The sequence below is a fragment of the Bacillus sp. MC1252 genome (assembly GCF_056838025.1).
Map to the genome: position 1 here is coordinate 2769335 of NZ_CM166369.1, position 12022 is coordinate 2781356.

Genomic DNA, 12022 nt, shown 5'->3' on the forward strand with positions numbered 1-12022 from the left:
CGTCCTTCTGTTTATTCCTCCAGCTGGTTCGGCTCTGATTGAGGCTGTTCTTCAGCTGATTTGATGCGGCTTTCTAAGGGCCGGTGATAGAACTCCTCTGGCCATTCCTCTAACGTTTTCCCAAGAATGCGTCCCGCCAGATCTCGCAAATCGTTTGGTGACACTGCCCCAGCTTGAATAAATGGCGTAAGAACCTTGGCGATCTCTAATGGATCTCTAAAATCAGGTCCATTTAATAGAAAGCGGACATGCCATATATCAAGGTCCGGCAGGAAAAGGGTATTAAGTTTCCCTGTAATGAGATGCCGCTCAGGCTGAAATACTTGCTCCTCTGTTGTTTTACGCGCAGTATCTGCTGTGGCTTTGTTATAGTCTTGAGACTCGCCTGTGTAAATAGGCGGCAGGCGAAAAGCGGAACGTATTTTGTTCCTAGTTTTTTCGTCGTATTCTAAAAAGAGCGCATCCTCTTGCAGGATCTCTGCTAAGGATTTAAAGTTCACTTTGACATTTGATACATCTTCTTCACCTGTTAACCCTTTTTCCGTCGGAAGACCTTCTACTTCAAGCAATAAAAATTTATGGGCATGATCAGATCCTTCAATATCGTCCATATAATCCTGAAGCTGCTGATAGGACGATTCTGACAGCATTCCATTTTCGACAATAATGGCACCAGGTACATGCCGTCCTTGCTTAAAATAAAGATAGTTCAGTTCTTCTGCTTTGCGCGCTCCGTACATATTCACAATGTTGCCAATCCAGCGGGGAATCCCATACGTTCCACTGCCGATTTTAAAATGGATCACTTCTGTTGCTTGAAGCGGCTCTGGCGTGGTGTCATCGTATTTGCCTGTTTCACAATTTAAAATGCGCGGATCACCATACTCCTTAAAAAAGACTTTCTTTTCATTGATCACCTGCACATATTTTCGGAATCGTTTCTTTCGATTCATCGTCTTCAACTCGCCGTTTTCTGTGTATCGGAATTCGACGTCGACTGGCTCACTCAGCTTGCAAATGCGGATATGGAGTGCATCTAAATACTCGATTCCTGCCGGCTTTCCTTGTCCATTTCGCAGCACCTCTAAAAAACCATTGCCCGTTTTCTCTCGGTCTTCGAGGACATAGCCAAGAATCACATCGGCAGACTCATCATAGTTCATGTATCTTGTAAACTCTTCAAGTCTTGTCCATTCCTTCTCTGCGGTCTTCTTTTTTGCCGGTTTCACACCTTCTGCATTAAAGTCAAAGGCGTATTCCACACCAAAACCAAAGCCTAAAATGTTTGTTTTATAGGCATCAATACATTGCTGAAGAATGGTCGAGTACTCTGCCATGCTTTTTAATTCATTGATATTGTAGGGCGGGGGTACAATGTCATCTTTTTCATAGGAAAATTCATCTTCATACATTTGCTTTGTGTGATCAGACATGTTTGCCTTCATAATCGTTGCTTTCATTTGTTTCATTGTATGGACCTCCTCTCTCTGTTTGGACGGACACGCTCCGAGGCGGTCTGTTTCAAATCCGTCACTTCATAATCATCCAGCGCATACCAGATGGCTGATAATGTGTGCGGATCGATCTGAAATTCATCTTCCTCGAGGCGTCCGTCCTTATCTGCCTTATAGGTCAGTGATTGAAGTTCATAGATTGTGTACGGACAAGCATCAGAGCAAATGATTTTCTTAAACCGTTTGATCTTTTTTGTATACTGCAAACGTGAGCCCTGGAACTTATGCCCTGCCACCATTTGAAATCCACGCTGCCGAAAATAGTGAATGGTTTTAGGCTCTGCTGCGTCTGCTTTGATGAGTTCCTTTGATTCTACAAACTCTTTCAGATCAACGGCTGTTTCATCATCTGTTTTCCCGCGGTCGTAATATTCCCAATAAATATATAAGTACTTTTTTTCATGATCGACGGCTAACCGAATTAACGCATTGTACGATTCAACAAAACCAAAATCCATCCCTGCTCGTTTCAGCGGTCTTTCAATCTGCTGAATCGCTTCTACTACGTCAGAATGGCTTCTTACCTCAAATTGAGGAAAAACCTTTGTGCCATTGATCCCGAAAAATCCCTTCCTCGCAATTCGATAAAGGTCCGGATCGTATTCTTTCAGCTCATCCAGCTGCTTCACATAGCTTTTAGGCAAAAACAGGTTATCTTCTGCCGTCGAGTGGTGATAGTACGTATCCTTGATAACGACAGTGCGCTTTTTGTATAATGTCTCGTCATCAAGAACAAATCGCTTCAGCTGTTCATCTCGAAAGAAATGTCTGTACGTCCAATTATCCTGACCAACGGGATTGGTCGATAACATCATATAAAGAGGTAAAGCCGGGTGCCTCAGCCTTCCAAGCAGCTCTTTAAAGCCTTCATAAGAAACCTCTGAGCACTCCTCAATCCAAATGATCGAGATATTGTTGATCGACTTCAACTTCTCAGGCTTGTCCAGCCCTTTAAATAAGATGCTGCTGCCGTTTCGAAACGTTAGTGCCAGCGGCGAACTGCGGCACTTCACCACATGATCGATGCCAAGATCGCTGACGATTTCTTGTAATAGAGAAAATGTCGACTCTCGGTGCGTATCATACACCTCTCGAATGACAAGTGCTGTCCGCTTTTCTTCAAGGAGTTTTAAGATCAGTTTCAAAGCAATGTGATAGCTTTTGGATGAGCCATAGCCGCCTACTAAAAATTGAAACTTTTGCTTCCAATCGAAAAGAAAGTGTTCAAAGTGAGGATTGACTTCTTTTTCAATCAACGTCATGAATCGTCCTCTTTTCGCTTGATCATGATGTGAAGATCTTCCTCTTTTTCTTCACGCACTGCTTTTTTTGCTTTTTCGATCGTCAGTTCGATTTGCTTCAGCCTTAATCTTCTTTCATCCTTCGCGTGAGCGAGCTCTTCAAACTGTTTAATGAGACGTCTCAGCTCCCCCATTGCACGAGATTGGGCATTTAAAAAAGTGGCATGCCGATCCCATGAAAATTGAAACGAATATTCTTCTGCTGTGATTTTTGGTTCTGGCTGAATGCCTTCTACTGTTTCTTCCTCTAATGAAGAGGGCATGTATGTTGCCTTTTTCAGCTCTTTGATCATGTCCTTTTGATCTGCGACATACATGATTCGCTGCGCGCGAATAATGGCTGAGTATTGAATTTGAATTTGGTCCCAGATGATATCAAGTGATGTGCGTCCACCCATTTTCTCCATGATTTCAATCGTTTCCTCCGAAAGAAATTGATTGAAGATCGAGTGCGCCTGCTTTGCTGATGTTTGTTGTCTTTGCCAGCCGTATCGTCTTTTCCATGATTTGACGGTATGGATGGAGACGTTGTAATGATCAGATATCTGCTGGTACGTCATCCCTTTCATATAATCTTTCTTTGCTTGCATCCGTTTATCTTTCATCTACATTCACCTGCCGCCTCCTTTTAGTTCGAATGATTCCCTAAAAAGGAATCATTTCAGCGTGTAGACAAACCCTCGCATTCGTTGTCAGGTCTGCGCTCCGGTGCCCACGAATGTCAAATTCGCTCCGCTCCGGTGCTCGTCCTTCCTAGACTTCAAAGGTTTTCTATCACGCTGAAAAGAAGACAAAGGGCTAAAATAAAGATCATTTTAGCCCTTTGTCAACAATCTGGAATGATTCCCTAAAAAGGAATCATTTGTGTAGGTCTAGCAAACATCCGTTTGGTCTTTCTAACTATAGGTGGCAACTGTAAGACAAGCTCTGATTGATTGATTTTCTAAAGAAAAAATGCCTATTCAGCAGCTTTGAATAGGCGTTCTTGCACTTTTTTGGACATTTTGGTCCGAGCTCTTTCCATATGTTTTTGTACAGTTCCTTTCTTGACATCTAGCATGATCGCAATCTCGCTAAACGATAGTCCCTGCGTTGTGTGCATAAAGAATACGTCCTTCTCTCGATCTGTTAAAACAGACAAAGCTTCGTCAATTCGTTTTTTGTCCCGCTCACTTACCTCTCTTTCTTTCTCTTGAATGAGGGTATATTCATGTGATAAGGCCTCTAATACTTCTGAATTTGCAAGAATAGTGCGCTGATAAACAGAACGTCTGTCTAATCCCCTGCGCGCACCTGGCTCTCTGCCGATTTGAAGCCAGTCCACAACGTATTCTAGATCGCTTACCATACTGGCGATCATTTTTTGATCATGCTTGTCTTGATCTGACAGCTGCTGGTCTTCTTTTTCTCTAAATCGTTCATATCGTTTTCTGGCATCCTTTAATGCTCTTTTATATTCGATCAGTAAATCTTGCATATGTGCTCTCTCCCTTTTTTAAGAAAATAAAAAACGGACACCAATCAGCCCCTTTAAGTAGGGTCTTGATCAGTGTCCGCAGGCTTTCCGTCTTGGACTTATGATGTTGTGAATTGTTCATCAGGCTAGCTGATTTTAAAACCAATCTCGTGATCCACTCTTGCAAAATGCCCTTTTGCCGTTTGAATAATGGTTTTTCCATGCTCAGGTACATCCATCATATAGGCCGTTCCTACATTTCCATCTAACACAATGACTTGAATCTTTCCTTTCTCCATTTCACCAACAAATGTCTGATTTTCTTGAATCAATAGTTGTTTTGGCTCATTCATATGCTTGTCTCCTTTTTGGTGATGACCTCATGCCGTCATCTACAGTATTTAAAATGATTTCAACTCTTGGGCGCATACTATAAAACTGAGAAACTCTTAAATCCACAATCTGTAGAGGGACTTCGTCAGCGATGGAGCGAAGTGCTTCTTGAATATGCTGTAGACTTGGCTGAAAGATACTGACGTGCACCGGACGTATCAAGCCTTTTTCAGCATATACACGCTTGTTTTGGCAGTCAGCTATGTCGAGCGGCATGTTGTCAAATAAACGTATCTCCAGTGATAGTGCGCCTTTTATTTTTTGCGGGCATTGCGCTTTTGCCGCTGCTTGAATTCTTTTCATGAACGTCTGTTTTGTTAATAAATGCTCTGTCTCAATGATGAAATGGATGACCATGTTACGATCTCCCGTCATCCTTTGCCCACTGCCTGATGTCTTGTTCGTTTTGACTCGCTTTGAGCAAGCATTTCATGAATGTCATGATTTGCTTCAATCGATTCATGTCGCTCTGATCCCCTCCTTATTTGCATCAGCGGCTTTGGCTGCCATAAGGGTCAAGTATGTCTGCTTCTCTTCTGCCGTGGCGAAAACAAACATCGGTTCCTTATGATGAAAGGCGATCCAGCCGCCAGCTTGTACTAAACAAAGCTGTGCTTCTTTTCGAGCATTAAACGTCAACTGATGTCTGATCATCGTCATGTCCCTCCTGACTTTCCTCTGCCTCTGCTTGATAACCACATCGTTTCATCTCATATGACCAGTAACTTTTTGGGTATCCAAAGTCATTCATCTGCGTCACCATCGGATGTTCAATATTCATTCTGTTCGTCTCCCCTTTCCTAAACACAGTCCCCTTCTAAAAGTTACTCTTTTCGTGTAATTTTTGATCAAAAAAAGCTCCTGTACACCGGTATTTAACAGATCTGCAATATGCTTTGCTCTTTCTATGCTGGTCTTCGTTCTGCCCAATTCTATATTCACATAGCCGCACGTCTACTTATAGCCAAGTTTCATCTTCCCACCTCTTACTCAATATGTGTAAGTTATATTCATTATGATAATATACACGAAACGAGTAAGTCAATCACATTTTTATTCTTTTTGTGTATTTATTTATCTTTTCCGTGTAATTCATGATAAAATTTACACATAATATGAAAAAAGGTGTTTCCAATGGATAATTTGACTGGAAAGATTTTAACTGAATTAAGAGAGAAGCATGGATGGAGTAAGTCAACCGTTGCTAAAAAACTCGGATTGAAGGCGATGTCTACCTATGCAAACTGGGAATATGGATTGAGAAAACCCGACGGTGAAATGATTGTGAAAATCGCCGAGCTATACGGAGTCTCAACAGATTATCTCCTCACAGGTAAAGACAAAAGCGGAACTGATTACGATCTTGCAGACGATCCTGATTTGCAAATTGCGTTTAAAGCTGCCTCCGATTTTTCCGAAGAAGCACGAAGACAAACCATCGACTTTATTAACTACATTAGAGAGAAAGAGAAACAAAAAGGCCGTCAGCCAAAACAGCCAGACGACGATTGATGATCTCTTTTCATAAAGCATTGCATTGCTGGGTATGTGCCCAGCTTTTTTTATGCCTCTTTTTCCATAAAAAAGAGAATGACATATGAATAAAAAATCATGTGTTTTTTGATTATCTCGTCTTCAACGCGGGTCTGTAACTGTTTTTCACTATAATTCACAGGGTGAGCTTGTATCAACTATATTACTGTTCGTTAAGATCAATCTTTACATACCAAAAGGCGATGACTTCATATTCATCGCCTTTTGATATTTTTGATTTGGATTCACTTGCGTCATTCATCCAGTACTTGCCATTGTCTATCCATTATGTTAACTTTTAATAAAAATAAGTTAACATATTGAGAGGGGCTATTTATGGGAAAGCAAATGTCTTTATCTTGGGAAGCGATAGCGGAGAAAGCGATGAAAAATGAACCGATCACGATGCAGGAGGGTCTAGACATTCTTGAAGCGGACGATGGAGAATTGTTACCTATTATGCATGCAGCCTATCAAGTGCGTTTTCATTTTTTTCAAAAAAAGGTGAAGTTGAATATGATTTTTAACGCCAAAAGCGGATATTGTCCTGAGAACTGCGGATATTGTTCACAGTCTATGATTTCAAAAGCACCAGTTGAAAGATATACAATGCTTGATCAAAAGACTATTGTGGACGGTGCACGCGAGGCACTAAAAAGAAAAGCAGGTACATATTGTATTGTGGCAAGCGGGAGAGCACCCTCGCACCGGGAATTAGATGAAGTGACTGCGGCAGTTAAGGAGATTACTGAGACGATGCCTTTGAAGGTGTGTGCCTGTCTTGGGTTATTAAATGAAGACAAAGCGAAGCGGCTGAAGGAAGCTGGTGTCCATCGATATAATCATAATATTAATACACATCATGATCATCATACTCAAATTACGACGACTCATACATATGATGACCGCGTGTCGACCATTGAGCGGGTCAAACAGTCTGGTATGTCACCTTGCTCAGGTGTCATTATTGGGATGGGTGAAACGAATCAGCAAATTGTTGAAATGGCTTTTGCGCTAAGAGCACTTGATGCGGATTCAATCCCTGTCAACTTTCTTCACGCAATCGAAGGAACTCCACTTGAACATCAAGAACGGACACACCCGATAAAAGCGTTGAAGGTTTTGGCGCTGATGAGATTCATCAATCCAACAAAGGAAATTCGAGTATCAGGAGGTAGAGAGTTTAATTTACGGACACTCCAGCCGCTAGCACTTTATGCGGCGAATTCCATCTTTGTAGGCGATTATTTAACAACAAAGGGCCAGCAAGTACAAACGGATCATCACATCATTGAGGATTTAGGTTTTGAGATCGAAGAATGTGCATTATAAAAAAAGTCTGCCGATGGCTCGGCAGACTTTTGACGATGAATTAGAATCTTTTATGGAAATCGACAGTACCGCTGCCTTCTTCACGGTCAAAGCTGCCAACAAAGGTCCAGTTAATATATCCGCCGTCACCATTGTTGACAAACGTACCATCTTCAAATACCCAAATACCAAACGTAATACCGTCATATTCAACACTATCATAATAGACAACATTGTTCAGACCGCTAAAGTCATGGTCTTGGCTTAAGTTTTGGACAACCACATTATAGTTTTGACCTGCTTCATAGAATGCACTATAAGCCGCATTTTTTACAAAACCATCCCGATTTTGAGATGTTTTCACTGCTTCTTCAATTTTATCGGCAATGGCTACTGGATCAATGGATACACTTCCATCAACACCTGTTGTTGTAGCAGCTTCAGCCGTTTGACCAAAAGTCGTAAGAGATAGAGGGACAGCAACCATTGAAGTAGCGATCACAGAACCGACAAAAAATTTGCTTGTTTTTCTCATTATTTCTAACTCCTCCTTTAATTGGTATGTTCATGTACTACCCCTTCACTTGTCTCTTAAACACTAATTTTTGAAAAAAGTTCATTTTCTACCAATTAAGAGGGTGATTTTACTGTTTAAAAGGGGCGAAACAACAAAAAACTACTCTTTTTAAAAGAGTAGTTTACATCATTACATAAACAGGATAAATAAAATCAGACCTAGGATAATTCGGTATATCGCAAAAGGCACCAGTTTGATTTTATTGATCAGTTTTAGGAAGAATCGAACAACAAAGAGAGCTACAATAAACGCACTCACAAAGCCGACAATAAAAAATGGAAGCATATCTGTTGTTAAATATTCGGCATTTTTCACGAGTGTTAAGAAACTTGCTCCCGCCATAATCGGCATCGCCATGATAAACGTAAAGTCAGCTGCAGCTCGGTGGTTCAGACCAAGAATAACGCCGCCTGCGATGGTAGAACCTGAACGCGAGAAGCCAGGCCATAATGCCAAACATTGAAACAGCCCGATATAAAGTGCCTGTTTGTACGTCATGTTGTCCACAGAGCTTGTTTCTGTTTTACGTTTATTGATCCAGTCAGCGATAAGCATCAGCACCGCCCCTAAAATCAAACCGACAGCGACCGTTCTGACGTCAAACAAATATTTATCAATATAATCTTCAAATAAGAATCCTAAAATGACGGCTGGGACGAGTCCAACAGCAATTTGAGCAATGGTCAGCTTATGTCCACTGCGCTTTTGTTCTTCTGTGATATTTTTCTTTAAGCCTAACAAGTTCAAAATACGATCTTTGAACACGATCATTACAGCTAGAATAGAGCCTAACTGGATCACGACTTTAAATGTGTTTGCTGCCTCTGGCGTAATAATTTCCTTCGATTTTAACCAAAGATCATCGACAATGATCATGTGCCCTGTAGATGAGACAGGTGCATACTCTGTTAACCCCTCGACAATTCCTAAAACCAGTGCCACGAATAAATCCCATAAATTCATGATTTTCTTTCCTTTCAATTCTGATCTTTTGAACAGGCAAACCATCTATGTCCACATAAAGATAAGCTTTCTGTTTCGAAAGCTCGTCTTTATGATACTATATTTTTTTCAAAAAAAGATTATGACATCAAACCTTTTCTTCTTTATACAAATTGGATCGCATTTTGAACCAATCAAATAAGTGGGTCGTGATGACTTTCAGAACGGCGTACGTCGGAATAGCGACAATGATGCCGATCACGCTGAACAATTTACCAGCTGTTAAAAGAACAAAAATGATGGTAACCGGATGGATATGAAGGTTTTTCCCCATGACCTGCGGAGAAATGAATTTCCCTTCAATCAGCTGGACAACCGTCCAAACAATGATCAATTTTAACAGCATAATTGGTGACGTGACAAGGGCAATCACAATCGCTGGTGTAATGGCAATCGTTGGGCCCAGATAAGGAACGACACTTGTACATGAGGCAATGAGGGCCAGCAGTAAGGCGTAGTCTAAACCGATAATCATGTATCCAATTAAGAGAAGAACACCGATACAGAAGCTGACAATGATCTGTCCGCGAATATATGAGCTAAGGCGATGATTCATTTCATGCAGCACGATATGTGTATGATCTCTTAGCTTATTCGGAATAAATTTCAAGAAATAGTCCGGCAATTTTTTGCCGTCTTTTAATAGGTAAAATAGAATGAATGGGACTGTGACAATCGAGATAATGATTTCAGTCAGCGCACCCAAAAATGTCCCTACACCGGTGAAGGTGCTTTCCAAAATACTTGTCGCTTGGGTTGACGCTTTACTGGCTAATTCAGACACATTAAAGTTCATCGTATTTTGCACTTGATTAATGAAGTTGCTGCCTGTTAATTGTCTAATTTGATCTTCTACCGTATCGACGTATTTCGGAAGGTTATGAAACAAACTCATGGTTTGCGCTTGTAAGAAAGGAATAATGGACACAATGGTCACTGTCATAACGCCAATAATGACAAGATATAAAAGCAAAATCGAATAGATCCGCTTGATTCTAAATCTCTCTAACAAGTTGACAACCGGATTTAATAAATAATACACAACCCCCGTTAGAATAATCGGTAAGGCAATGGTTTTGACGAGTACAATGAGCGGTATGAAAATAAAAGATGTTTTCATGAAAACAAGGATATTCAATCCGATTAATAGCAGGACGAGTAAAAAGAGAACAAACTTGTTATCAAGAAAGAATTTTCTAAATCGACTGCTCCACATTTGCATAGAATTCATATCGTTCCTCCAAACACGGGCTATTTTTTAGTAAATTGTACACTACTTGATCATGATATGGTGATCATTGTTTTAGCTTTTTTTCCAATCTTGCAATGGACATTGCCCATAAAATCAGAATCGGTTGTCCAATGAGCCTCATCCATAGCATGGCTCGTTCTGTGCTCTCTTGACCTGGAAATGGAATCCCCTCTCGCGCCGCAAATAGGTTTGCTGGGAAAATGAGTACAAGATAGACAGCAATCCCTTTTGCTGCCGCAATCCTGACGTTTGGCAGAAGCAGTAGAACTGCCAGCAGCCATTCCAAGCAAGCAGTAGCATAGACCATCACATAGGGAAATGGCCAGCCATTCATCATGCGGGCAAAGCCGCCTGGCTCTATCACATGAAAAACACCGGCTGCTATGAATAAAAGCGCAAAGACGTATGTACTTCCTATATGCAGGATGCGCTTCATGTTCGTTTCCTCCTCTCCCTTCTTTCTGAGTATTACCCGAATGAAGGAAGAAACTACCCACTTTTCGTACATTTATATCCTTTATGTAAGACGCATCAGCCTAGATAAAGGTTTCATCCGCTTTTCAATAAAAAGAATATTCTTTCATACAAACGCTTTCAAAGCATGTATAATCAGAGAAAAGCAGAAGGAGGGAATGACATGATTCGATTTGCTGTCATCGGAACGAACTGGATTACAGATCGCTTCTTACAGGCTGGTGAAGGAATTACGGATTTTACATGCACAGCCGTCTATTCACGTTCCGCTGAAAAAGGACAGGCATTTGCAGAAAAGTACGGAATTGATACGGTCTTTACCAGCTTACAGAAAATGGCGGAAAGTGATGCGTTTGATGCTGTATATATTGCAAGCCCAAACGCCCTTCACAAAGAGCAAGCCATGTTGATGATGGAGCATCAAAAGCATGTTTTATGCGAAAAGCCGTTAGCCTCCCATCGAAAAGAAGCTGAACAGATGATTGCCGCAGCGAAAAAACATCAAGTTTGTTTAATGGAAGCAATGAAAACAACATTTCTACCAAATTTTCTTCAAATCAAACAGCACCTGGATCAACTAGGTCCTATTCGGCAAGTGGTCGCCCATTACTGTAAATATTCCTCAAGATACGACGCCTACCGAGACGGTGAGATTCCAAACGCCTTTAAGCCGGAATTATCTAATGGCTCTTTAATGGATATCGGTGTGTATCTCGTCTTTCCAGCCATTTATTTATTTGGCCTGCCAAATCAAATCACAGCGAGAGGCTATAAGCTTTCTTCTGGGGTGGATGGGAGCGGCTCATTACTTTTACAGTATGACGGGCATCAAGCACTTCTTTTTCATTCAAAAATCTCAACGTCCCATTTATCTGCTGAAATTCAAGGAGAAGATGCCACAATGGTCATTGATCAATTCCACCGTCCTTCTCGTATCACGATCCATGATCGTCATGGACATCAAACCGACATCTCTCTCAAAGATGATCAGCCAGCCATGTATTATGAAATTGATCATTTTATTGAGTGTATTCAGCAAGGAAAGGGACAGTCTCCGGTCAATGCATTTGCCTTATCTGTTCAAACCATATCCGTCATGGACGAAGCGAGAAGGCAAATGGGCATTACGTATCCTGCCGACAGACACACTTAATGGGGCATGAGATGATGAACAAAGGGCGACAATGATGTTTATTTTCGCCCTTTGTT

Annotated in this window: 15 protein-coding genes; 3 read left to right on the forward strand and 12 right to left on the reverse strand. The window is 41.2% G+C overall.

Annotated features, from left to right (window positions below; all coding sequences use genetic code 11):
* Nucleotides 1-11: 11 nt before the first annotated feature.
* From ACYH0L_RS14325 to ACYH0L_RS14360, 8 genes are all read right to left on the reverse strand, one after another.
* On the reverse strand, nt 12-1469 hold the full coding sequence (locus ACYH0L_RS14325) for a phage portal protein (protein WP_482354118.1): 1458 nt from the start codon (nt 1467-1469) through the stop codon (nt 12-14).
* The gene (locus tag ACYH0L_RS14330) at nt 1466-2776 is read right to left on the reverse strand and encodes a PBSX family phage terminase large subunit (protein WP_482354119.1); all 1311 of its coding nucleotides are present in this window, start codon (nt 2774-2776) and stop codon (nt 1466-1468) included. Before ACYH0L_RS14330 ends, ACYH0L_RS14325 begins: the two co-directional genes overlap by 4 nt.
* A complete protein-coding gene (gene terS / locus ACYH0L_RS14335) occupies nt 2773-3420 on the reverse strand; it encodes a phage terminase small subunit (protein ID WP_327925382.1) in 648 nt (215 codons plus the stop codon). The genes ACYH0L_RS14330 and terS overlap by 4 nt, the downstream gene beginning before the upstream one ends.
* A gap of 353 nt (nt 3421-3773) precedes the next feature.
* Nucleotides 3774-4292, reverse strand: coding sequence for a sigma-70 family RNA polymerase sigma factor (locus tag ACYH0L_RS14340; protein ID WP_230030834.1), 519 nt, complete (start codon nt 4290-4292; stop codon nt 3774-3776).
* Nucleotides 4293-4417: 125 nt separating this feature from the next.
* Nucleotides 4418-4624, reverse strand: coding sequence for an XtrA/YqaO family protein (locus ACYH0L_RS14345; RefSeq protein ID WP_034317304.1), 207 nt, complete (start codon nt 4622-4624; stop codon nt 4418-4420).
* On the reverse strand, nt 4617-5021 hold the full coding sequence (locus tag ACYH0L_RS14350; protein ID WP_249705104.1) for a holliday junction resolvase: 405 nt from the start codon (nt 5019-5021) through the stop codon (nt 4617-4619). Before ACYH0L_RS14350 ends, ACYH0L_RS14345 begins: the two co-directional genes overlap by 8 nt.
* A 102-nt stretch (nt 5022-5123) precedes the next feature.
* Nucleotides 5124-5318 carry a hypothetical protein gene (locus tag ACYH0L_RS14355; protein WP_230030832.1) on the reverse strand — a complete coding sequence of 65 codons (195 nt, stop codon included), beginning with the start codon at nt 5316-5318 and terminating at the stop codon, nt 5124-5126.
* Nucleotides 5293-5445: a hypothetical protein gene (locus ACYH0L_RS14360; protein ID WP_180275504.1), complete on the reverse strand. Its 153-nt coding sequence runs from the start codon at nt 5443-5445 to the stop codon at nt 5293-5295. The genes ACYH0L_RS14355 and ACYH0L_RS14360 overlap by 26 nt, the downstream gene beginning before the upstream one ends.
* A 353-nt stretch (nt 5446-5798) precedes the next feature.
* On the opposite strand from ACYH0L_RS14360, the gene ACYH0L_RS14365 reads away from it, so the two are divergent.
* Both ACYH0L_RS14365 and bioB read left to right on the forward strand, forming a co-directional pair.
* Nucleotides 5799-6176, forward strand: coding sequence for a helix-turn-helix domain-containing protein (locus tag ACYH0L_RS14365; RefSeq protein ID WP_099727137.1), 378 nt, complete (start codon nt 5799-5801; stop codon nt 6174-6176).
* Nucleotides 6177-6533: 357 nt separating this feature from the next.
* Nucleotides 6534-7529: a biotin synthase BioB gene (gene bioB / locus ACYH0L_RS14370; protein ID WP_099727136.1), complete on the forward strand. Its 996-nt coding sequence runs from the start codon at nt 6534-6536 to the stop codon at nt 7527-7529.
* A gap of 40 nt (nt 7530-7569) precedes the next feature.
* Here the strand turns inward: bioB and ACYH0L_RS14375 are convergent, their stop codons facing one another.
* From ACYH0L_RS14375 to ACYH0L_RS14390, 4 genes are all read right to left on the reverse strand, one after another.
* Nucleotides 7570-8043 (reverse strand): stress protein, encoded by a 474-nt coding sequence (locus tag ACYH0L_RS14375; protein WP_099727135.1) that lies wholly within the window; start codon nt 8041-8043, stop codon nt 7570-7572.
* Between the two features lie 171 nt (nt 8044-8214).
* The gene (locus ACYH0L_RS14380) at nt 8215-9048 is read right to left on the reverse strand and encodes an undecaprenyl-diphosphate phosphatase (protein WP_099727153.1); all 834 of its coding nucleotides are present in this window, start codon (nt 9046-9048) and stop codon (nt 8215-8217) included.
* A 127-nt stretch (nt 9049-9175) separates the two neighbouring features.
* The gene (locus ACYH0L_RS14385; RefSeq protein ID WP_099727134.1) at nt 9176-10318 is read right to left on the reverse strand and encodes an AI-2E family transporter; all 1143 of its coding nucleotides are present in this window, start codon (nt 10316-10318) and stop codon (nt 9176-9178) included.
* A 64-nt stretch (nt 10319-10382) separates the two neighbouring features.
* Entirely contained in the window at nt 10383-10775 is a 393-nt protein-coding gene (locus ACYH0L_RS14390) for a DoxX family protein (RefSeq protein WP_256498970.1), read from the reverse strand.
* A gap of 201 nt (nt 10776-10976) precedes the next feature.
* Here ACYH0L_RS14390 and ACYH0L_RS14395 point away from each other — a divergent pair, with 201 nt between their 5' ends.
* On the forward strand, nt 10977-11966 hold the full coding sequence (locus ACYH0L_RS14395; RefSeq protein ID WP_099727131.1) for a Gfo/Idh/MocA family protein: 990 nt from the start codon (nt 10977-10979) through the stop codon (nt 11964-11966).
* Nucleotides 11967-12022: the final 56 nt, after the last annotated feature.